This window comes from Paenibacillus sp. FSL H8-0332 (assembly GCF_037963835.1).
Classification (GTDB): Bacteria; Bacillota; Bacilli; order Paenibacillales; family Paenibacillaceae; genus Paenibacillus_AQ; species Paenibacillus_AQ rhizoplanae.
Map to the genome: position 1 here is coordinate 288,427 of NZ_CP150145.1, position 21,788 is coordinate 310,214.

Below are 21,788 nucleotides of genomic sequence, written 5' to 3' on the forward strand. Positions count from 1 at the left end.
GAATCCCATAACTGTTAACTATCAAGATAGTACAGGGAAGCGTAATACGTCAAGTATTAACGAAGGATTAACAGGTTTTTCCGCTTAGTGGAAGGAGAGGAAGATGCAAGCATTGCTTAAGGGCGGATGTTTCCGCGAACTCAGGGCAGGGTAATGCTTTTATAAATACAACAGGCTAGTAGCCAGAAGGAGTGAAACATGCGCGCCGACGTACAGAACTTGTTTATTGGAATCCACATGCTCTATTGTGCACATGAGAAGGATCTGAAACTAACGGAAATGCTGCCGGAGCTGGAGAAGCTGGGGTACCGGGTGGCGGAGCGCGAAGTGAAACAGGAGCTGGAACGGCTAACCCAGGAGAATTTCCTTACAGCCCATGGTGATGCTTATAGTATCACGGGAACGGGAATTGAAGAATTCAAAGCCATTCAGGCCAAGCTTGGCGTGCTGTGCACCGAGGTGCTTAAGCCGGTTAAGGCAGCGGGTGCGTCAGGTTAAGTCTGAATGCGGCTGCACGAAATGGGACATAACATTTGGCATTAGGTACAGCGTTTGACCCTGTGGCGGCAAGCCATGGGGGCAGACGCTATTTGTGATGGGTAAGCGGGAGTGACAGGTAAACGCGCCGCTCGGGCAGAATAAGATGTATACTGATAGGGTTGAAAGGGGACCGGAACATGTATGTGTGCGGGGGTGTTATCCCGGAATTAAGCGGACGGAGGGTGCGTCTGCGGGCGATGCTGCCCGCAGACGCGCAGGCGCTGTTTGGGATTTGGAGTCATCCGGCGGTAGCGCCCTGGCTGGATGGCCCGCCTCTGTCCTCTGTGGAGGATGCAGAAGCACTGATTGATCTGCTCGCGGAGTGGGCTGTGGAGGAAGAGAGCCTGCGCTGGAGCATCCTTGGCCCGGAAGGCATTGTCATCGGCAGCTGCGGCTATAACCACTGGCAGCTGCAAGGTGCCTACCGGGGAGAGATCGGCTTCGAGCTGTCACCGGCTGCTGTGCGCCAGGGGTTCATGCGGGAGGCGCTGGAGCTGGTGCTTGCGTTCGGCTTCCAGAGCATGGGGCTGAACCGGATCGAAGCCTTGTGCCATCCGGACAACCTTCGCGCAGAGCGGCTGCTTACGGGACTTGGCTTCCAGCAGGAAGGCTTGCTGCGGCAATACCGGCATACGGCGTCCGGTTATCAGGATGTAGTGATGTATTCCCTGCTGCAAGGAGATACGGGCGCAGAAGAGAGAATATAGAGAATATAGAGAATATAGAGAGAAGGTATGGATTCATTGAGTTCAATGGGGGACAAGCAGCGGAAGTTAATATTGACAGGCGTACTGCTGGCTACATTTCTGGCAGCGATTGAAGGGACGGTAACGGGTCCGGCGGGTCCGGCTATCGTAGGGGATTTCCAGGGGATGCAGTGGCTGAGCTGGATCTTTACAGCTTATCTGCTGGCGATGGCAGTGACCACGCCGATTTTTGGCAAGCTGAGTGATCTGATCGGGAGGAAGCCCGTGTTCATCGGCGGCGCCGTAGTTTTCCTGGCAGGTTCGCTGTTATGCGGAGTCTCGCAGAGTATGCAGCAGCTGATTATTTACCGGGGGATTCAGGGGATCGGTGCCGGGGCGCTGATTCCGATGACTTTTACCATTATCGGAGATATCTACAGCCTGAAGGAACGGGCGAAGACGCAGGGGCTGCTTAGCTCGGTGTGGGGGATTTCTTCGCTGGTCGGGCCGCTGCTTGGCGGTTATGTAGTGGATTACTTAAGCTGGCGCTGGGTATTCGTGTTCAATCTGCCCTTCGGACTGCTGTCGATTATCTTCATCTCACGGTATCTGAAGGAAGAGAAGGTCCGCCGCAAGACGAAGATCGATGTAGCCGGAGTGCTGCTGTTCGCTGCGGGCATGGGGGCACTGCTGTTTGGCCTGACGACTGGAGGACAGAGCCTGCCTTGGACTTCTCCGCTGCTGCTGGCCATTCTCCTGGCGGCTGTTCTGCTGCTGGTGGTGTTCCTGTTCGTGGAGCGCCGGGCCGCCGAGCCGATGCTGCCGCTGGAGCTGTTCTCCATCCGTAATATTGCGGTCTCTACAGGTGCGAATCTGCTGGTCAGTACGCTCATTATCGGCTTGTCTACGTATGTTCCGCTGTGGGTGCAGGGCGTATTCGGCAAAAGCGCCGCCCTCTCGGGCCTGCTCCTGGCGCCGATGTCGGTCGGCTGGATGCTGGGCTCTATCGCGGGCGGGCGGATGATTCTGCGTGCAGGCACGCGCCGCACGGGAATGCTCGGCCTGTCGCTGATTGTTATCGCAGCCGTGGGGCTTACGCTGATGAATGCAGACTCCTCGCAGCTGCTGCTTCTGGTGCTGATGCTCTTCTGCGGGGTGGGCTTCGGCTATGCCTCGACAGTCTTCACCATAATCGCCCAGTCCTCGGTGCAGCATGAGCAGCGCGGTGCGTCTACGGCACTGAACACCTTCACCCGCTCACTCGGGCAGACCGTCGGGGTGGCAATCTTCGGTTCTTGGCTGAACTTCAGTATTGACCGGAGCCTGGCGGAACAGCCGGGAGCCGCCGCCTCCGGCGCGGATATCAACCAGCTGCTTAACCCGCATAGCGGAAGCGAGCTGTCCGGGGAAGCCTGGAGCAGTCTGCAAGGTGCGCTGGAGGGCGGTCTGCACTCCCTGTTCATCGTAATGGCCGTGTTCGCTGTGATATCCTTGGTGATCTCGGTGCGCCTTGACCAAGGGGTGCCTTCCATACAGGAAGTAAGCACACCTTCGAAGCGTTAAGCTTCTCTTTTTGAACATACAAAGAAATCGCTCCTTTGGGGATGGATGGCGGACCTTCCATTTACCAAAGGAGCGATTTTAATGGTAGTGAATATAATCACAACCTCCGATTCCTCAACTACCCTTATTTGCGCGGGAGCGGAGAGAGCTTCTCAGCCTGCAGGCCCATCTTCTTCAGAAGCACAATCATCTGTTCCTTCTCTTCGTCACTGAGTCCGCTGAAGGCCAGGTGCAGGCGCTCCGAGTACTTCGGATACATCTCGTTCATCAGGCGTTCGCCCTCGGTAGTCAGCTCGGCAAAAATAACACGGCGGTCGCTAGGGCAAGGCTTACGCTGCAGGTAGCCGCGTTCTTCCAGCTTGTCGATCACATAAGTAACGTTACCGCTCTGAAGCAGCAGCTTGGCACCGATCTGCTGGATCGGCTGTGGTCCTTTGTAAAAGAGAACCTCCATGACTGCGAAGGCCGTCGGGTTGAAGCCTTCAATCTTGCTGCCGGTTACAGCATGCTCGTTAATACTCTTGAAGGATTTGGCAAAAACTCTGTACAAATGCAGGGTCAACTGAGTATCGCGTTCATAGGATTGTATCATGCTTCTCCACCTCTATTGTTAATCGTACGGGCTTATCCGCACGGTTTGGAATACTTGCTTCCTGATATCTAGCTTTACAATACGTCAAACAAAGTTTGAAGAACATGTCATTTGTCACAATAAGCACACTTTTAATAATGAAAAATTGAACAATCTTTTGAAGGACGGGTGAAGGGTGAAAATTATTGCAGCAAAGGTCCGTCCAGGGTGCTATGATCGCATTATATTGAATGACGATACAGGAGATGGAGAGATACATGGAAGAGACAGAAGGCTCAGAGGAACAGAAGGCTCCGAAGCAGACGGAGGACCGGATCAACAAGTATTACGACGACGATGATGACTACGATGATGAGGATACCGTGCTTGATGTAGTGATTGAGGAAGCGGGCTATGAGGCAGGAGATATCCGCATCTCAGGAATCTCTTTCCAGGTAAGAAAGGGCGAGCTGCTGGGACTGATCGGACCGAACGGGGCCGGCAAAAGCACTACGATCAAGACGCTGCTAGGTCTGCTGAAGCATGCCAAAGCCCGGGTGAAGCTGGGCGGCGAGAATAAGTCCTACGCCTACGTGCCGGAGCAGCCGGTATTCTACGAGGACCTTACGCTGTGGGAGCATCTTGATCTGGCCGCTGCCGCCTACGGCTTAAGCTATGAAGCCTTCGAGTCCACGGCTGAACAACTGCTTGTACAGTTCAGCATGACCCATGTGCGCGATGATCTGCCGGCGGGCTTCTCCAAGGGGATGAAGCAGAAGATGATGCTCATGCTCGGCTTCCTGGTACAGCCGGATGTCTATATTGTGGACGAGCCGTTCATCGGGCTTGATCCCAGGGCCACCAAGGATTTCCTGCGCCTGCTGGAGGCGGAACGGGAGCGCGGTGCCGGGGTGCTGATGTCCACGCATGTTCTGGATACAGCGGAGAAAATCTGCGACAGCTTCATTCTGATCTCCGGAGGCAAAATTGCCGCCGAGGGGACACTTGCGGCAATACGCGGGGAAGCGGGGCTGCCGGAGGGATCGCTGTTTGATTGCTTCGACGAATTAACATGAGCCGGAATTCATTTGCGTTCCCGGCTGCAAGGAATCTCTTAAGACGAAGACTATTTTCCCATTTCCGGGAGCAGACTGCTATTATCCGTACGGCTGTAGACTGGACAGTCCTGCTGTATATCCTCATCCCGGGGGGCCTCCTCGGCGGCCGCTTCTATTATGGCTACTGGAGCGGCAATCTTCCGGGGTGGTTCAGCCATGTACCCTTTGTTGTTGTGCCTTCGCTGCTGGCCATTCTGCTGGCAACCGGAGGGATCGTACTGCTGCTCCAGGAAGGCGATCTGCTGTTCCTGCGGCAGCGCCAGAACTGGATCAGTACGATCCTCAAGGGCGGAATGGTCTATAGCCTAGCTGTAACTGCGCTGAAGATGGCGGCGGTGTACGTCATTCTGCTGCCGTTTCTGATCCGCGGCTATGATCTGAGCGCGGCAAGCACCTATGGTCTGCTGGTGCTGACCATAACCTGCAGCTGGGCTGTTAAGCTGCTGGGCCATATCGTCAAGGTGCAGCGGCAGGGCTTCCGCCGCCGGCTGTGGCTGATCCTGGCGGTGGCCGTACCCTGCGGGATCTACCTGCGTCTCGCGCTCTTCTGGAAGGACAGTCCGGCCCTTCTGTTCCTGGCGGCTGCCGGCTACGCGGTTGTGACCGTCCTGGCATTCAGAGCCCGCTTGCGCCTGCGCGGCACGTTCGTGAACGATGTGCGCGAAGACTACAAGCAGCGGATGAGAATTGCAGCGATTCTGCTGCGCCGTGTGCTGGATAAGCCGCGGCCGACGCGCTATAAGCCCTGGATCTTCCGCAAGTCGCAGCCGCTGCTGGCTTCGAAGTTGCCCGAGAGCCGCTTCGCTGCCGCGGGGATGAAGGCGATGCTGCGCAATCCGGCCCATCTCAAGCTGTATTTGCAGTTCACCGGGGTGTCGCTGGTGGCCATCCTTATTGTGCCGGTAGTGCTGAAATGGCTGCTATACGCCATCTTGACGAGTATGATGGCCTACTGGCTGACCTCCTTCTGGAATCTGTTCTCCGGGGATGATTATATCGGCATTCTGCCGTTCACCAAGGAACAGAAGGCGGACGCCGGTTCCAAGGCGATGCCCATTCTGCTGACGCCCTTCGCCGTCCTGTGCTCCGCCATGCTCTGCATTCCTGCCTATGGCTGGTGGGGCCTACTGATCTTTATCCCTGTAGGAGCAGCAGCCGGAATCTGGATCGGACGTATCTTCAGTGTCATAAGATTTGCAAGATAACAGCAAAGAGCCTTCCTCCACAAGCCGGGGGAAGGCTCTTTGCTGTTCTGGCTGTTCTAACTATAAGCACTGCTTATCCGCCTTACTGCGCCGCCGCATGCTTGCCGGCCGTATAGCCGGTGGAGAAGGCGGCGGTAATATTATAGCCGCCGGTATACCCGTGAATATCAAGAATCTCACCGCAGAAATAGAGGCCTGCGGTCAGCTTGGACTGCATGGTCTTGGGGTCAATCTCCTTGAGCGCGACTCCGCCGCCGGTCACGAAGGCTTCCGCGAGGGAACGTGTTCCATGAACCTGAACAGGCATCCGCTTCACCAGGTCAGCCAGCGCCCCAAGGCCAGTCTTCGGCAGATGATGGCCTGTAATCTCCCCGTCCAGACTGCACCACGCCAGCAGCAGCGGGATCAGGCGCTCGGGCAGCAGGCCCTTCAGCGAGTTGCGGATAGCCTTCTTCGGCTCCAGATCCAGCTTATTCTGGAGCATAGACTCCGCCTCCTGGAGGGACAAGTCCGGGAAAAGGTCGATGGACATCTCTACGTTATCGGTTCCCGACTTCTGCTGAACCTGGCGCAGGAACTGGCTGCAGCGCAGCGCGATCGGGCCGGATAAGCCGAAATGGGTGAAGATCATATCTCCCCGGTGGGAGATCACCTTCTTGCCCCTCTGATTCCAGACACTCAGCGTGACATCGCGGAGGGACAAGCCCTGCAGCTCTCCGGATTTGATCCAAGCCTCCCGTGAGAGAATGGGGACTTCGGTCGGGAATAGCTCCGTGATCGTATGTCCGGCAGCGGCGGCCCATGGGTATCCGTCGCCGGTAGAGCCGGTCTGCGGCACAGACTTGCCTCCGGTGGCGATGATGACAGCCTTCGCGCCGAAGGCTTGGCCTGACTCCAGACGGATGCCCCGGACGGCTCCTTCCGCGTAGAGAACCTCCCGGACCGGGCTGTCCGTCATGATCTGCACGCCAAGGCTCCGCACCTTACCCACCAGTGCGGATACTACGCTTGCGGCCTTGTCCGATACAGGGAACATCCGCCCGTTATCCTCCTCCTTCAAGGCGATGCCCAGCCCCTCAAAGAAATCTATAATATCCCGGTTGTTGAAATGATCAAACGAGCTATATAAAAAACGGCCGTTGCCCGGAATATGGGCGATCAGCTCCGAGGTCTCCTTTATATTGGTAACATTGCAGCGCCCGCCGCCCGAAATTCCCAGCTTGCGGCCCAGCTTCGCCCCTTTGTCGATCAGAAGTACGGACGCCCCGTGTCCGGCTGCGGCTACACTGGCCATCAGCCCGGACGGGCCGCCTCCAATGACGATTACATCATAGCTATTCATTCATTTGCTCCTTTTACTTATTGCGACATTCTATTAACGGCATCATACCATTCCAGGGAGAGCGTAGCCAGACCCAGGCGACCGAAACCTGATTATCGTTGTCAGGAAAGCGCGGTTGTGCTTTAATCTAAGTGGAAAAGGAATTTTAACCAATTTGAGGAGTGATTTCAATTATTTATGCGGTAAAGGATATTTTATTGCAAATATCGGCTGCCTGCATTTTTCTGTTTCTCTTTCAGTGGAGGCTGGACCGGGGCGATCCCCTGCGCCGGAGCACCAAGTTTCCCGATGATCACACCTTTCTAATGATCTGCTGCGCGCTGGGCATTACGTTGTGCATGGCACTATCGGATACGATGTTCGGAGTGGTCTATTTGAATCTGGCGATTCTCCCGGCCTATCTGGGGATCTTATATGGCAATCTGCCCTCCAGTATCTACCTGGCGCTGTATTTCTTCTTCTGCACTGCATTGTTCTCGGTGCCGTCAGGGTTGGAGCATCTTTTCTTGAATACAGGGGTGCTAATGTATCCGCTGCTCTTCGGCATGTCCGGGCTGTTCAAGAAATCCGCGATACCCGGCAAAATCGCCATTCTGTGGGGCGCGCTTTTTCCAAGCATGCTGTTCATTGTCATTGTACCGAATATGCAGGGCCGGAGCGTCCTGGATATCCCTCCTGCTGAAGCCGCCCTGGCCGGGCTATATGCCTTAACGGCCTTAATTCTGGGCGCCTTGTTTATCCTCTATATCGATAAGGCCTGGGACAAGCTGCAAGTCAGGATACAGATGCAGGGGATCTCGGAGAAATTCCAGTGGGAATCGGAGAAGATGCAGCAGATCACGAATGTGGTTCCGCTGAATATTATGGAGTTTGATGACAACGGGTATGTGACGGAGCTGAATGAATACATGCTGACCCTGATGCAGCGTCATTGCCCCCTGTTGACCAGAGAGATTATTTTGTCGAGTCCGGCAAGTGAGATCTTCGGCAAAAGCATGGATCAGCCCGCCCTGACCCGGTTAGAGGAGGTTCTGCGCAGCAGACTGCGTTCCAATACCAAGATCAGGGTCGATTCGATGACCTATCATATTTTTACCGCGCCGCTCCGGCATGAATCGGGGCAGCCGGGCGGAATCGTCATGATTATTCAGGATTTGACGGAAGAGGAGAAAATCCGCAGTGAGCTGGACAATGTCGAGCGCCTGTCGCTGGTGGGGCAGATGGCTGCCGGAATTACGCATGAGATCCGCAACCCGATGGCGGTAGTACGCGGCTTCCTGCAGCTGATGCGGGAAAAGAGCCCGGAGGATCTCCACTCCTATTATCATATTGTCATGGAGGAGCTGGACCGGGCCAACAGCATCATCAATGATTTTCTGTCGCTGGCGCAGACCCGTGTATCGGACAAGGAGCCGGCCGGGCTCCAGCCTATTATGGAGGAGCTTACGCCGCTGATCTGGGCGGATGCCAATCTTCGCGGCCAGAGCGTGGAGCTGAAGATCAGCCCGACGATGCCGCTGCTACAGCTGAATGTCCGGGAGATCAAGCAGCTGATTCTGAATTTGGCCCGCAACGGCATGGAGGCGATGGAGGCCAAGGGCGTACTGACGCTTGCTGCCTGTGAGCATGAGGATAACGTGCTGCTGATTATTACGGATACCGGAGGCGGTATGCCCCAGAGCCAGCTGAAACAATTGTTCACCCCGTTCTTCACCACCAAGAGCCAGGGGACAGGACTTGGCCTGCCGCTCTGTCTTAGTATTGCGGAGCGGCATAACGGAACGATCCGGGTGGAATCGGAGGTAGGCTCTGGGACCTCGGTCATCGTTACTTTTCCGGTGGAGTCCAGAGAGGGAACTGTCCAAAGCCCAGTATATATGTAGCGGATTCCGTCGGGACTGGCACCGTTTCGAGGCTGTGCAGCGGCAGGCTGGAGACGGCTGCTTCTCTTGCTTTCACAGAGTATGTATGTATAATAAAGTTAGCAAGTAGTGCTGGAACGCGGTAACGTTATCCGGGTTCTGACCTTATCTCAATTCAAGTGATGAAGGAGAGTGCAGAGAAATGTCCATGTCTTTTAATCAATATATGAGAGATTCTATTCAACCTATGCGCGACGATCTGACAAGCATCGGATTTCAGGAGCTATTGACCCCGGAGGATGTGGAAGCAGCCCTTCCGGCAGCCAAGGGAACTTCGCTGGTTGTTGTTAACTCCGTATGCGGCTGTGCCGCCGGACAGTGCCGTCCAGGGGTAGCCCAGGCGCTGCAGAACGAGATTCTGCCGGATCACCTGTTCACCGTATTCGCCGGACAGGAGAAGGATGCTACCGCCAAGGCGCGTGAATATTTCGCACCGTATCCGCCATCGTCCCCGTCCATCGCGCTGATGAAAGACGGCGAGCTGATTCACTTCATCGAACGTCACGGTGTAGAAGACCGTTCGGCCGCCGAGATTGCTGCGGAGCTGAAGGAAGTTTTTGACCGCGTGTGCCAGTAATAATGTCCTGCAGCCTGAGGGCAGCAGCATGAATAAGTAATGATCCCGCATCAGCCAGCCGTCAGCCGGAGGCTTGGCTCATGCGGGATTTTTTTCTACTTGTACTAAGGGATTATAATTCTAAGAAACGGGGTGGTCCTGTGAGTCTGCAGGAAGAGATTATTGCTGCACTGGGAGTTAAGCCGGTGATTGATACGGATGCGGAGATACGGGGGCGTGTAGATTTCCTGAAAGCGTATGCGCTCCAGGCGGGAGCCAGAGGTCTGCTGATTGCGATTAGCGGGGGTGTGGACAGCGCGGTGGCTGCGGGTCTGTGCAAGCTGGCTACGGACGAGCTGACGGCGGAGGAAGGCAAGGAGTATATGACACTCGGGGTGTTCCAGCCTTACGGGGAGCAGGAGGATATTGAGCACAGCTATGCGGTGGCCCGGGCTTTTGAGCTGACCCATACGGTGGAGACCAATATTGAAGAAGCGGTGAACGAGATCGCCCTCGAGGTCGAGCATAGCCTGAAGGCCCTGGGACAGCACAAGCATATTACCCATCAGGGCAAGGGGAATGTAAAAGCGAGAACGCGGATGGTGATGCAGTATGCGCTTGCTTTTGAGAACAATCTGCTGGTGGTGGGTACCGATCATGCTTCTGAAGCGATTACCGGATTCTATACGAAGTGGGGCGATGGCGCCGTCGATATTACACCGCTGTCTTCCCTGAACAAACGGCAGGTACGGCAGCTGGCTGCGGCGCTTGGCGTGCCGGCGGATATCGTGACCAAAGCCCCTACGGCCGGACTCTGGCCGGGCCAGACGGATGAGACAGAGCTTGGAATCACCTATGAGGAGAACAGCGATTATCTGGAGGGGAAGACCGTCAGCCCTGAAGCGGCTGAGAAGCTGGAGCGCTTCTTCCGGAGAACGGCGCATAAGCGCGATAGTATTCCGGGGATCTAAGCAGGTTATGCCGGAGCCGCCGGGGCGCTGCGCTTGATGCAGACGCTCCGGCGGTTTTTTGGAAATATAAGAATTTATATGTTCCACACGATAACTTATCCTTCTATTTCTCGCTGAAACGGTACCGTCCTTTAAAAGGACGGCAATGCCGTTTCCACTTGTAAGAGTAAGAATCTACATCGCCAGCACCCGGTTGATGAACTCTCTGGTAGCGGATATCGCCTGCTCCAACTGGGGCGTCGTTCCGGCAAATGGGTGAACGGTGCCAAAGGTATGATTGCCGCCGGGAATCTGCACCCATTCGATATCCGGCCGCAGCCGGGTTAATTGCTCGGAGCCGCGCCGCAGATGCTCGCCGTCCTCACTGCCTTGAATCAGGACGGCCGGGAAGCTGGCCTGCTTCATCCGCTCTACAATCTGGTAACGCTCCGCCTGCTGCTCCAGATCTTCTATAATGATGGCATCCAGCGGCATTTGCTGTCCGGTCCGTCCGTTGAGCACATGTGTCCGGCCCTTCTCCCGCATTTCACTCTTCTGCTGCTCTGTGAACAGATCCAGGTTAGTGATTCCGTTCCAGGCGATGACCCCGGTGATTTCAGCCGGATGATCCAGTGCGTAGAGGAGTGAGTCGCCCCCGCCGCGGCTATGGCCTAACAGGAAAAGCGGGAGGCTGCCGAACCTGTGGTGCTGGCTCAGATAAGAGAGCAGGATCTCCATATCCTTGATCTCACGCTGGTAGGTGTTGCGGGCGAACTTGTCCAGCTCGGTGAAATTCTGCAGATCCTCGCCGATGCCGGCATGGGAGAAGTTGAAGCTGATCACTTCATGCTCGTCGCTGAGCGCCTGTGCCGTATACGGGAACATCCCCCAATCCTTGAAGCCTTTGTAGCCGTGAGCGATGACTATTACACTGCGGGCCTCTCCCTGAGCGGGAAAATGGGAGCAGCGAAGCACCGCATCCTCTCCTGCGGGTAATTCAAAATTACGGGACATAAGGTATTCTTCCTTTCCTTACTTTCCTTAATATCTTGGAAATGGCGGTTGCACTTCTTTACCAGATATAACTGATTTGCGGGTGATAGACTTTCAGTTTTTTTTCTTTTAAGATAGCAGAAAGCTGACGCTAAGACTATTATTAATAATACTTGGCCAAGAAGCTGACAGGCCTCACTGTTACATGAGATCTGTGGAGTCCTAGCAAGATCATATCATTAGACGCAGGGTAAGGATAGAAGGTAATATAAGAGGGTTAAGGAATGCAGAGCCAGGAGAGGTGTGGGAGTGTGATTTACGGAATCGGGCATGATGTGCTGGAAATCGACAGGGTTGCCGGGATTACGGAGGGCAGCCTGGGTAGCCGCTTCTCCCGGAGAATTCTGACCCGGCAGGAGCTGTGGCTGGCCGCAGGCAAAGGCGCGAAGACAGCGGAATTCATCTCCGGGAGATTCTCGGCTAAGGAAGCGGTTGTGAAGGCGCTGGGCTGCGGAATCGGACAGCTGGTGGGTTTTCAGGATATTGAGATTCTGCCGGATGCGCTGGGCAAGCCAGTCGCTATATTGTCAGCGGAGGCCTGGTCCCGTCTGGGGCTGCCGGAGCAGGAGTATATCATTCATCTCACCATTACGCACAGCCGCGGACTGGCCTCGGCCTTCGCGGTGGTGGAGCGGACGCCCGGCCACAGCCTGTAACTATATAATTATGAACGGCAAGGAGAATAACGATGACCACAGATGAGAAGCACATAGAAGCGCAGCAGGAAGCCAAGTTATTCTTCAGCCGGTTCCTGCTGGAATGGTATCACCTCCAGAAGCGGGACCTGCCGTGGCGGCGCCACCGCAACCCGTATTATATCTGGATCTCGGAGATTATGCTGCAGCAGACCCGGGTGGATACGGTAATTCCTTATTTCAACCGTTTCATTGAGCAGTTTCCAACCGTGGAGGCGCTCGCAGATGCACCGGAGGAAGAGGTGCTGAAATGCTGGGAGGGGCTTGGCTACTACTCGCGTGCCCGAAATCTCCAGCATGCGGCGAAGCAGGTCAAGGAGCTGTACGGGGGGCAGGTGCCGGATGACCGCGATGCCGTATTCAGCCTCAAGGGCGTAGGTCCGTATACAGCCGGTGCTATTCTGAGCATCGCGTTCAACCGTCCGGAGCCGGCGGTGGATGGCAATGTGATGCGCGTCTTATCCCGGTATTTTCGGATTGAGGATGACATTGCTAAAGGCCCGACCCGAGTGAAAATGGAAAAGCTCGCCGCCGAGCTCATCCCCGAAGGGGAAGCGGGCAGCTTCAATCAGGCGCTGATGGAGCTTGGCGCGCTGATCTGCACGCCGAAATCACCGCGCTGTCTTCCGTGCCCGGTGATGGAGCACTGCGCCGCGCGGCTGGCGGGCTGCGAGACCTCGCTGCCCGTCAAGACCAAGGCGAAGCCGCCGCGTCCGGAGGAGCGGCTGGCTGCCCTGGTGGAGGGCCGCGGCGAGCACGCGGGCCGGGTACTGATCCGGCAGCGGCCGGCTAGCGGGCTTTTGGCCCGCATGTGGGAGCTGCCGCACTGGCCTGCGCCGCCTGCTGAGGCTGGCGGCGCGCGCGGTGCGCTGCTGCCGGAAGCGGCAGCGCTGGACCGGCTGCGCCGGTCCATGAGCCAGGCCGGGATTCACGCCCGGCCTGAGGGGCACTGGATGGCTGCGGAGCATACATTCAGCCATATTGTGTGGACCCTGCAGGTGTACCGCTGCAGGGAAGAGGCGGCGCTGCCGCTGGCAGCGGAGAGCCGCGCGGTGTATGGGGCGGCGCTTGTGGAGCGCGGCGATAGCGCGCTGGGGGCAGAGTCTGGAGCGGCACATGCGGGACGCGGCGATAGCACGTTGGCTGCAGCGCTGGAAGCACAGCCAGCGGAAGACGCACCGCTGGCGCTGTTCGACAGCGGGGATGCCGCAGCCGATGCGGCAGACAGCGGAGCACAGCGCTGGATCAGCCGCGAGGACATGAAGAATTATGCCTTTCCGAATGTGTTCCTCAAGCTGCTGAACAGCTATTTCGATGAGCAAGGGACGTAGGCTCCCACCCACTACCGCGATGCTAATCCCTGCTGAGCCATACAATCCATCGAGGGACAAGCACCACTGCTGCCGATTGCAGTGTAAAGATTAGTATGTTTGGTGCTAGACGGGGGTTCTTCCCTCGTGTTCTCACCAACACTGCAACGGCTGCCGTCCTTCTAAAGAGAGTGCCGCCGCTTCCGTATGCTGTTGAGCAAATGTAGGGGCATCGGTTGTGGACAAACTGGAAGTATGTATTATCTGACCTCAACAGCCGAAAGTATAGTATATGTGCGCCACTAACCGCGCCGGAATTAGGCTGCAAAACCCCATTGAAAGTAACGGAAGTGAGCCGCACGGCGCAACCAAAGGGATAAATCCCATTAAAAGTACCTAAAGTGGGCCGCGCGGTGAAATCAAAGGGATAAATCCCATTGAATGTGCCAGAAGTGAGCCGCGCGGTGAAATCAAAGGGATAAATCCCATTGAATGTGCCAGAAGTGAGCCGCGCGGTGAAATCAAAGGGATAAATCCCATTGAATGTGCCAGAAGTGAGCCGCACGGCGCAACCAAAGGGATAAATCCCATTGAAAGTACCGAAAGTTGACCGCACGGCGAAATCAAAGGTATAAATCCCATTAAATGTGCGGGAAGTGGGCCGCACGGTGAAATCAGAGGGATAAATCCCATTAAAAGTGCCGGAAGTGAGCTGCACGGCCGAACCAAAGGTATAAATCCCATTAAATGTGCCGAAAGTGAGCAGCACGGCCGAACCAAAGGGATAAATCCCATTAAATGTGCCGGAAGTGGGCCGCAGGCGTAAATGAGGAGCACAAGTACCCCTGAATTCGCCGAAAGTTAGTGGTTGAGCGAAATGAGGAGCAGTTGGCGACTGGCACGAATAAAGGGCCTCTAAGCACCAGCCCATCCCCCGCGCCCTGCCAACTCTAACAGCACCCTGCCCCAACTCCCTCCCCCTGCCAACTCCTCCACCCCAACCCCCGCACCCATCCACCCCGGATGTAAGTTGCTATAAGCCAGGAACGCAAGACCAAGGAGGTAAAGGATGAAGACGATTACCATATATGATATCGCCAAGGAGGCCCAGGTGTCCGTAGCCACAGTCTCCCGTGTCCTCAACAATACAGCTCCGGTCAAGGAGAGCACCCGAAAGATCATCATGGCTGTGATTGAGAAGCACCAGTTTCAGCCGAACGCGCTTGCCCGCAGTCTGCTCAAGAAGGAGACTGGCACGATCGCCATGATTCTGCCTGACATCACCAACCCGTTTTTCCCGGAGGTCTTCTGGGGGGCCGAGAATGTAGCCAGAGAGAAGCATTATACCTTCTTCCTCTGCGATACGGCGGGGGAGCATAGCCGCGAGTCGGAGTACCTTAGCATTCTTCGGGAGAAAAGAGTGGACGGGATTATTTTCCTGGGTGGCAGAATTAACCTGAACCAATGTCCGCCGGCGTTGTCCCAGGAGGTCGTGGAGCTGTCGAAGCATGTGCCGATCGTGCTGGTCAACGGCAATCTGCCCCGGAGTGGCCTGCACCGTATTTACACCGATGAAGAAGAAGGGGCGGCGCTGGCTACTCAGCATCTGCTGGACCTGGGGCACCGGAGAATCGGGTTCCTCGGGGGGATGGAGGAGACCTCGACAACTCAGGTGAAGCTGAAGTCTGTACGGATGAAGCTGAAGGAGCAGGGGCTTACGCTGCGCAAGGATTGGGTCATGTTCCACGACTTCTCGATCGAGGGCGGACGGGCGCTGATGGACCGGATGCTGGAGCAGGAGGACCGGCCGACAGCGGTGCTGTGTGTGAATGATTTTACGGCCATCGGGGCATTAAAGTCTGCCACTCAGCATGGGCTGAAGATACCGGAAGATATGTCGATCGTGGGGTTCGACGATTCGCCCTTGTCCAGAGCGGTTATTCCGGAGCTGACCACGGTGTCGCAGAACACCAACCAGCTGGGGGAGCTGTCTGTAGAGATGCTTCATGAGCTGATTAGCGGCGGAAATCCCAGGAAACGCACGGTGCTCCAGCCTAAGTTGGTGGTACGCGACAGCACGGGACGCCCGAAAAATCCCGCAGAATAGCTCACGCAATAGCACGCATAGTAGCCTAACGGAAGCTGCTTACCAGATTAATCTGCTGCGCAAGCATTCAAGCATGTTCATCCAGGGCCGGGCAAGAACTTTCCAGGCGTATGTGGAGTGCGTCAGCACGAGGGGGCCTGTATTCTGGAAAGTTTTTGGATTGAAGCATGGAATTTGTGTAAAGTAGGATTGACCAGGGGATAAGCAGAAGTTATAATGAAATGGATTTCATGAAACCCATTTCATTATTTTTTAGGTTTTGAGTAAGCGGTTACTCTTGCGGTACATATGGGACAAGGCGATTTTTCAAATTTACTGACAATTTGAAAAGTATAAGGATTCGCAGCCGTAACCCACCAGTCATCCTGATATTTCCCACGAGAGAGGCGCCGTCCTCAGAGGGACGGCATGGGCCGTGCACAGTTGATCCTGATATTCCCTCTGAAGCAGTATCGCTCCTAATGGGGCGGCATGGCCCGTACAATAATCCTTATCCTTCCCTCCAGAGCGGCACCGCCCGTATCCAAGTTCATTTATTTCCAAGTTTTCTTTTCATCATTTCAAGACTTACCTTAAAGGCTTATATGCTGGCATCCGCCACTATATAAATATGACATCGGGAAGGGAGCGGGGGACGGACGCAGACATGCTTGAACAGTTCTATCTTGGATTAGCTTAACATCACTGAAATTAGGGGAGCGTGGCGAACAGTGAAACAGTTGAAGAAGAAAAGCTCGGCTTGGCTTATGCTGCTGACAGCCTTAGTTACACTTGTAACCGGTTGCAGCGGAGGGAATAATGCGTCTGCACCGGCAACACCGGCGGCGGAGGCGACTCAGGCTCCGGCAGCCAGTGAAACGGCACCAGCGGCAACGGAAGCGCCTTCGGCAACGCCGGTTGCTAATCTGAACGGGCGGGAGATCCGCATCTCCCACTGGTGGGATGCCACTCCTGTCGGGGATTCAGAGGCAGATGAGCTTGCCCGCGAACGGATCAAAGCGGTGGAAGAGAAATACAACGTCAAGATTAAATACCTGAATACAGAGTATTGGTCCACCGCCGAGAAGCTGTCCTCTTCCGTTATGGCGAGCGATCCGTTTGCCGAGATTGTCCGGCTGCCGGACGGCTTCATCTGGGGCCTGATGCATGGCGGCTTCCTAACACCGCTGGATGATTATCTGAAGGATTCACTCATCGATCAGAGTGTGATTGACTCCATGCGCTTCGGCGGCGACAAGGTCTATGGCCTGGAGAGCTGGTACAGCCCGAATGACAGCGGCGTGTTCTACAACAAGCGTATTTTCAAGGAAGCAGGCCTGAAGGACCCGCAGCAGCTGATGGATGAGGATAACTGGAACTGGAATACGATGCTTGATGCGGCGAAGAAGCTGACGATTGACAAGAACGGGGACGGGAAGATGGACCAATACGGTCTGGCCGGAGCCCATTATGTGATCTCGGAGCTGCTGATCGCCAGCAACGGCGGCAAAATCTACGACGAAGCTACTCAGAAGGCAGTCTTTGATTCACCGTCATCTATGGAAGCGCTTAACTTTCTTCATAAGCTCTACACCCAGGATAAGGTGTTTAAGCCTAACGAGGGCAATGACTGGGAAGACCCGGCTAAGTATTTTGGAGAAGGCACCGTGGCTATGTATCCGGGCGGTCTCTGGGAAATCGAGGGGCGTATTCTTGGCAAGATGAAGGATGAATGGGGATATGTCTATATTCCAAAAGGCCCGCAGGCCGATAAGTACTACGATCCGCTGGGCCAGACAGCAGCCTATGCCATTCCCAAAGGGGTTAAGGATGCGGATACAATCGTAAAGATCTGGGAGGATCTGCAGCCGTTCGACAGCTGGCAGGAGAACCGCAGATTGTCGATGGAGAATGTGTTGCCGGATGAAGCCTCAATCGCCAATGCGATGAATGATGAAGGTAAGGTGGAGCGGGTCTTCGGCGGACGCTACGGCGGTCTTGGCGTCAAGGATCAGCTGGATAAGGTAACCGAGAAATTCCTGAAGGGCGAGATTACACCGTCCACCGGGGTGGCCCAAGTCATTGGAACGGCGCAGGCCGCAGCCAAGAAGGTACTGAGCGGTGAGCAGGATAAAGAGAAGAAATAGGTAGTCGGACGGCTCATAACAAGGATAATACCTGCTTGTCTTGTGCAATACCTGCTGTGTTAGTCCGCAGAATCGGCAGCCGCCCTTATAGGGCGGCGTAGCCTTGTGCACCTGTATCACTCTTATTATGCAAGTCTGCTAGAGGAGGGAACCCGAGTGAGAATATCATTATCCCGGCGGATGATGAACCGGACACTTGTAACCGTCATGCTGATCTCCATGATGGCGCTGCCAGCGGCAAGCGCAGAGCTGCCTGCTGCCCAGGCGCAAGGTGTAACGGGGAACGGGCAGGAGGTGCGGCAGCTGCCTGAGGGCAGCTATGAGCATTATCTGCAGCAATACGAGCGCGAGGAGCAGCCCCGCGAAGAAATTATGCTGAAGGGAGCCGATTATACAGGGGCCGAGGGGATGAGCCCGGAGGTGCTGACGGAGCTTGGCGGGGAGACGGGAAGATACGTCAGAACGGAGGAGAGCGGTTCGGTGGAGTGGCAGCTGGATGTGCCGAAGTCCGGGCTATATCACATCTCTGTCCGGTATTATCCGGTGAAGGGCAAAAGCTCGGCGATTGAACGTGAGCTGCTGATCGACGGCAAGCTGCCGTTCACCAGCGCCCGCAATCTGTCCTTCGGGCGGATATGGGTCAATGAGAACCCGGAGATCCAGCAGGATAACCGGGACAATGATCTCCGTCCGCGCCAGATTGAGGCCCCGGCCTGGCAGGAGACCCTACTGAGAGATACGGAAGGCTACTATGAGGAGCCGTACCAATTCTATCTGTCGGCCGGAACGCACACCTTGACGATGGTGTCCAGCAGAGAGCCGATGGTCATCGACTATATTAAGCTGCACAGCTACGCTGCACCCGCTGCCTACGCAGAGGTGAAGCAGAGCTACGAAGCTAAGGGGTATAAGGCCACCAGCGGCCACGCGGTGAAGGTACAGGGGGAAGCGGCGGCCTACAAATCCTCCCCGACCTTGTATCCGATTACAGACCGCTCAAGCCCTTCAACAGAGCCGTACGATGTCTCCAAGATCAGAATGAACACGATTGGCGCCAATAACTGGCGGGTACCGGGCCAATGGATCGCCTGGGAAGTGGAAGCGCCGGAGGACGGTCTGTACAACATCACCATCAAAGGCCGGCAAGAGCTGCTAAGAGGGATATATTCCACACGCTCTATGCGGATTGACGGAGAGCTTCCGTTCCGGGAAATGCTGCAGATTCCGTTCTACTACGATTCGGATTGGCAGATGAACCGGCTGGGGAACGATGATGAGCCGTATTTGTTCTATTTAAGCAAAGGAAAACACGAATTGCAGCTGGAGGTCAGCCTCGGGGCAATTGCACCGCTCTTGCGCCAGGTGGAGGCCAGTGTGCTGGACATTAATGCGATGTACCGGAAAATCCTGATGATTACAGGCAATGTGCCAGATCCGTACCGCGATTACAGGCTGGAGGAGCAAATCCCGGATATGACGGCGGTCTTCCGTGAGCAGAGCCAGATTCTATATGGCGTATCGGAAGAGCTGGTCCGGCTTACAGGGGAAAAGAGTGATAAAACCGCAACCTTGAATAAAACTGCCTATCAGCTGGCCGATATGGCCGACAAGCCGGAAACAGTGCAGAAGCGGCTGTCGCAGTTCAAAATCAATGTCGGCAGCGTAGGCTCCTGGATTCTGGAGGTACGGGAGCAGCCGCTGGAGATTGATTATCTGCTGCTGTCTTCGCCGGATGTGAAGCTGCCGAAGGCGAATGCTTCCGGATTCAGGAAGCTTGTGCATGAGGTGTCGTCCTTCACTCATTCGTTCTTCGAGGATTACAACACAATTGGCAATACCACGGAGAACGGCGAGACCATTGATGTATGGATCGGAACCGGCCGCGACCAGGCGCAGGTGCTGAAGGCAATGATCGATGATACATTTACCCCGCTTACCGGCATCGGTGTCAATCTGAAGCTGGTGAGTCCGAATGTGCTGCTGCGCGCCTCGCTGGCCGGGGAAGGCCCAGATGTGGCGATGCAGGTCGGCAATGATATGCCGGTGAACTTCGGGATGCGCAAAGCGGCGGAGGATCTGTCGAAGTATCCCGGCTATGAGGATGTGGTGAAGCAGTTCAGAGACAGCGCGCTCGTGCCGTACCGGTTCGAGAATCAGGTCTTTGCCCTGCCGGAGCAGCAGATCTTCAACATGCTGTTCTACCGGAAGGATATTCTGCAGGAGCTGAACCTTGCGCCGCCGCAGACCTGGGATGAGGTCTACGCGATGATTCCGGTGCTGCAGAAGCACCGGATGGATATGGCGCTGCCGCTCGCGCAGACCACAGGCGTGCCGGTACTGGAGGTCAACCGCGCGTATGCCATGCTGCTCTATCAGATGGGCGGATCATTTTATCTGAATAACGGAGCCAAGAGCGGACTTGATACAGAGACCGGGCTGGCTGCCTTCAAGAACTGGACCAATTTCTATACCAGCTACAAGCTGCCGCTGATCTTCGACTTCCCGATGCGGTTCCGCACCGGCGAGATGCCGGTCGGCATTCAGGACTATACCTTCTATAACTATCTGACGGTATCTGCGCCGGAGATAAAGGGGCTATGGGAATTCATTCCGGTTCCGGGTACCAAGCAGCCGGACGGCAGTATCCGCAGGGATGTTGCCAGCGGGGGCACCGCCGCACTGATGCTGAGGCAGGCCAAGAACAAGGATGCCGCCTGGGAATTCATGAAGTGGTGGGTAGACAAGGATTCGCAGGTCCGCTTCGGCCGGGAGATGGAGGGCCTCATGGGCGCGGCTGCGCGGTATCCGACCGCCAACGTTGAAGCGCTTAAGGAGCTGCCGTGGCCGACTAGCGATTACCGCCATCTGGAGGAGCAGTGGCAATGGGTGCAGGGTGTGCCTGAGGTGCCGGGCGGTTACTTCACAGGACGCCATCTGGACAATGCTCTGCGCGAGGTCATCAACAATGGAACGAACACCGCTGATGCCCTGTACGATTATGTGCAGGAGATTGACTATGAGATTGATCAAAAGAGAGCAGAGTTCGATTTGAAACGAAGGGAATAGGGAGGGACTCTTGTGCAGAAAGTGAAAAATACGGCCGAACCCTTGATTCAGCCCCGGCTGTCCCCTTCCGGGCTGCGTAATTACTGGGCTTTGTTCGGCAAAGATGTGCGGCGGGATAAACATCTGTATGTACTGCTGGCTCCATATATGGTGCTGTTTCTGTTGTTTACCGTACTGCCGGTGGTGATTTCGATCATCTTCAGCTTCACGCACTTCAATATGCTGGAGATGCCGCGCTGGATCGGCTGGGAGAATTATTCCAAGCTGCTCTGGAACGATGATGTGTTCCTGATCGGGGTCAAGAATACACTGATTTTCTCGGTGGTTACCGGACTGGTCAGCTATATCGCCTGTTTTCTGTTTGCCTGGCTGATCAATGAGCTGAATCCCAAGCTGCGGGCGTTTATGACCCTGATCTTTTTTGCGCCGTCGATCTCCGGGAATGTCTTCTTCATCTGGCAGATCATCTTCTCCAGTGACTCCTACGGGATCATCAACGGACTTCTCATGCAGCTTGGCGTAATTTATGAGCCGATCCAATGGCTGCAGGACCCCAAGTATATGCTGGGGATCATCATGCTGGTGCAGCTCTGGCTAAGTCTCGGGACCAGCTTCCTGGCCTTCATCGCCGGACTGCAGACCGTTGACAAGACGCTGTATGAAGCAGGGGCTGTGGACGGTGTCAAAAACCGCTGGCAGGAGCTGTGGTTCATTACGCTCCCTTCCATGCGCCCGCAGCTGATGTTCGGAGCGGTCATTCAGATTACTGCCTCGCTGGCAGTTGCTGATGTGGCTATGGCGCTGGCAGGTTTCCCGAGTGTGCAGTACGGGGCGCATACGATTGTAACCCATCTGGTGGACTACGGTACGATCCGCTTCGAGATGGGCTATGCCTCGGCGATTGCCACCGTGCTGTTCGTGATGATGCTGGGCAGCAATCTGATTGTTCAAAAGCTGCTGAAGAGGGTGGGTGAATAA

At 55.6% G+C, this 21,788-nt stretch carries 18 protein-coding genes; 14 read left to right on the plus strand and 4 right to left on the minus strand.

Annotation, left to right across the window (positions count from 1 at the left end; genetic code table 11):
• The first annotated feature begins 198 nt into the window (after positions 1 to 198).
• From NST43_RS01265 to NST43_RS01275, 3 genes are all read left to right on the plus strand, one after another.
• The gene (locus NST43_RS01265; RefSeq protein WP_209993707.1) at positions 199 to 498 is read left to right on the plus strand and encodes a hypothetical protein; all 300 of its coding nucleotides are present in this window, start codon (positions 199 to 201) and stop codon (positions 496 to 498) included.
• A gap of 179 nt (positions 499 to 677) precedes the next feature.
• Entirely contained in the window at positions 678 to 1,247 is a 570-nt protein-coding gene (locus tag NST43_RS01270) for a GNAT family protein (protein ID WP_339222023.1), read from the plus strand.
• A 27-nt stretch (positions 1,248 to 1,274) separates the two neighbouring features.
• On the plus strand, positions 1,275 to 2,789 hold the full coding sequence (locus NST43_RS01275) for an MDR family MFS transporter (protein ID WP_339222025.1): 1,515 nt from the start codon (positions 1,275 to 1,277) through the stop codon (positions 2,787 to 2,789).
• Positions 2,790 to 2,913: 124 nt separating this feature from the next.
• Here NST43_RS01275 and NST43_RS01280 read toward each other — a convergent pair whose 3' ends face one another.
• The gene (locus NST43_RS01280; RefSeq protein WP_036700143.1) at positions 2,914 to 3,381 is read right to left on the minus strand and encodes a MarR family transcriptional regulator; all 468 of its coding nucleotides are present in this window, start codon (positions 3,379 to 3,381) and stop codon (positions 2,914 to 2,916) included.
• A gap of 230 nt (positions 3,382 to 3,611) precedes the next feature.
• On the opposite strand from NST43_RS01280, the gene NST43_RS01285 reads away from it, so the two are divergent.
• Both NST43_RS01285 and NST43_RS01290 read left to right on the plus strand, forming a co-directional pair.
• Positions 3,612 to 4,436, plus strand: a complete 825-nt coding sequence (locus tag NST43_RS01285) for an ABC transporter ATP-binding protein (RefSeq protein ID WP_339222027.1) — start codon at positions 3,612 to 3,614, stop codon at positions 4,434 to 4,436.
• Positions 4,433 to 5,683 carry an ABC transporter permease gene (locus tag NST43_RS01290; protein WP_339222028.1) on the plus strand — a complete coding sequence of 417 codons (1,251 nt, stop codon included), beginning with the start codon at positions 4,433 to 4,435 and terminating at the stop codon, positions 5,681 to 5,683. Before NST43_RS01285 ends, NST43_RS01290 begins: the two co-directional genes overlap by 4 nt.
• Before the next feature lie 82 nt (positions 5,684 to 5,765).
• Here the strand turns inward: NST43_RS01290 and NST43_RS01295 are convergent, their stop codons facing one another.
• On the minus strand, positions 5,766 to 7,025 hold the full coding sequence (locus NST43_RS01295; RefSeq protein ID WP_339222030.1) for an NAD(P)/FAD-dependent oxidoreductase: 1,260 nt from the start codon (positions 7,023 to 7,025) through the stop codon (positions 5,766 to 5,768).
• Between the two features lie 161 nt (positions 7,026 to 7,186).
• On the opposite strand from NST43_RS01295, the gene NST43_RS01300 reads away from it, so the two are divergent.
• From NST43_RS01300 to nadE, 3 genes are all read left to right on the plus strand, one after another.
• Positions 7,187 to 8,908, plus strand: coding sequence for an ATP-binding protein (locus NST43_RS01300; RefSeq protein ID WP_339222031.1), 1,722 nt, complete (start codon positions 7,187 to 7,189; stop codon positions 8,906 to 8,908).
• A 181-nt stretch (positions 8,909 to 9,089) separates the two neighbouring features.
• The gene (locus NST43_RS01305; RefSeq protein WP_209993713.1) at positions 9,090 to 9,524 is read left to right on the plus strand and encodes a BrxA/BrxB family bacilliredoxin; all 435 of its coding nucleotides are present in this window, start codon (positions 9,090 to 9,092) and stop codon (positions 9,522 to 9,524) included.
• 140 nt (positions 9,525 to 9,664) lie between these two features.
• Positions 9,665 to 10,474, plus strand: coding sequence for an ammonia-dependent NAD(+) synthetase (gene nadE / locus NST43_RS01310; RefSeq protein WP_209993714.1), 810 nt, complete (start codon positions 9,665 to 9,667; stop codon positions 10,472 to 10,474).
• 174 nt (positions 10,475 to 10,648) lie between these two features.
• On the opposite strand, the gene NST43_RS01315 is transcribed toward nadE, so the two are convergent.
• Positions 10,649 to 11,467, minus strand: a complete 819-nt coding sequence (locus NST43_RS01315) for an alpha/beta fold hydrolase (protein WP_339222033.1) — start codon at positions 11,465 to 11,467, stop codon at positions 10,649 to 10,651.
• Positions 11,468 to 11,757: 290 nt separating this feature from the next.
• Between NST43_RS01315 and acpS the strand changes: the two genes are divergently transcribed.
• Both acpS and mutY read left to right on the plus strand, forming a co-directional pair.
• Positions 11,758 to 12,162, plus strand: coding sequence for a holo-ACP synthase (gene acpS / locus NST43_RS01320; protein ID WP_339222035.1), 405 nt, complete (start codon positions 11,758 to 11,760; stop codon positions 12,160 to 12,162).
• Positions 12,163 to 12,194: 32 nt separating this feature from the next.
• Positions 12,195 to 13,532, plus strand: a complete 1,338-nt coding sequence (gene mutY, locus NST43_RS01325) for an A/G-specific adenine glycosylase (RefSeq protein WP_339222037.1) — start codon at positions 12,195 to 12,197, stop codon at positions 13,530 to 13,532.
• A gap of 22 nt (positions 13,533 to 13,554) precedes the next feature.
• Here the strand turns inward: mutY and NST43_RS01330 are convergent, their stop codons facing one another.
• The gene (locus tag NST43_RS01330; RefSeq protein WP_339222039.1) at positions 13,555 to 14,442 is read right to left on the minus strand and encodes a hypothetical protein; all 888 of its coding nucleotides are present in this window, start codon (positions 14,440 to 14,442) and stop codon (positions 13,555 to 13,557) included.
• A 138-nt stretch (positions 14,443 to 14,580) separates the two neighbouring features.
• Here NST43_RS01330 and NST43_RS01335 point away from each other — a divergent pair, with 138 nt between their 5' ends.
• The 4 genes from NST43_RS01335 (at position 14,581) to NST43_RS01350 (ending at position 21,788) form a co-directional block, all read left to right on the plus strand.
• Complete coding sequence (locus tag NST43_RS01335; RefSeq protein WP_209993718.1) at positions 14,581 to 15,618, plus strand: LacI family DNA-binding transcriptional regulator; 1,038 nt, start codon at positions 14,581 to 14,583, stop codon at positions 15,616 to 15,618.
• 710 nt (positions 15,619 to 16,328) lie between these two features.
• Entirely contained in the window at positions 16,329 to 17,744 is a 1,416-nt protein-coding gene (locus tag NST43_RS01340; protein ID WP_339222041.1) for an extracellular solute-binding protein, read from the plus strand.
• Positions 17,745 to 17,900: 156 nt separating this feature from the next.
• Complete coding sequence (locus NST43_RS01345; RefSeq protein WP_339222043.1) at positions 17,901 to 20,810, plus strand: extracellular solute-binding protein; 2,910 nt, start codon at positions 17,901 to 17,903, stop codon at positions 20,808 to 20,810.
• Positions 20,811 to 20,867: 57 nt separating this feature from the next.
• The gene (locus tag NST43_RS01350) at positions 20,868 to 21,788 is read left to right on the plus strand and encodes a sugar ABC transporter permease (RefSeq protein WP_339225312.1); all 921 of its coding nucleotides are present in this window, start codon (positions 20,868 to 20,870) and stop codon (positions 21,786 to 21,788) included.

Coding starts and splice junctions, on each gene's coding strand:
- NST43_RS01265 (WP_209993707.1), top strand. CDS start 199: ATGCGCGCCGACGTACAGAACTTGTTTATTGGAATCCACATGCTCTAT.
- NST43_RS01330 (WP_339222039.1), bottom strand. CDS start 14,442: ATGGGCTGGTGCTTAGAGGCCCTTTATTCGTGCCAGTCGCCAACTGCT.
- NST43_RS01285 (WP_339222027.1), top strand. CDS start 3,612: ATGACGATACAGGAGATGGAGAGATACATGGAAGAGACAGAAGGCTCA.
- mutY (WP_339222037.1), top strand. CDS start 12,195: ATGACCACAGATGAGAAGCACATAGAAGCGCAGCAGGAAGCCAAGTTA.
- NST43_RS01295 (WP_339222030.1), bottom strand. CDS start 7,025: ATGAATAGCTATGATGTAATCGTCATTGGAGGCGGCCCGTCCGGGCTG.
- NST43_RS01270 (WP_339222023.1), top strand. CDS start 678: ATGTATGTGTGCGGGGGTGTTATCCCGGAATTAAGCGGACGGAGGGTG.
- NST43_RS01275 (WP_339222025.1), top strand. CDS start 1,275: ATGGATTCATTGAGTTCAATGGGGGACAAGCAGCGGAAGTTAATATTG.
- NST43_RS01315 (WP_339222033.1), bottom strand. CDS start 11,467: ATGTCCCGTAATTTTGAATTACCCGCAGGAGAGGATGCGGTGCTTCGC.
- NST43_RS01335 (WP_209993718.1), top strand. CDS start 14,581: ATGAAGACGATTACCATATATGATATCGCCAAGGAGGCCCAGGTGTCC.
- NST43_RS01305 (WP_209993713.1), top strand. CDS start 9,090: ATGTCCATGTCTTTTAATCAATATATGAGAGATTCTATTCAACCTATG.
- NST43_RS01290 (WP_339222028.1), top strand. CDS start 4,433: ATGAGCCGGAATTCATTTGCGTTCCCGGCTGCAAGGAATCTCTTAAGA.
- NST43_RS01280 (WP_036700143.1), bottom strand. CDS start 3,381: ATGATACAATCCTATGAACGCGATACTCAGTTGACCCTGCATTTGTAC.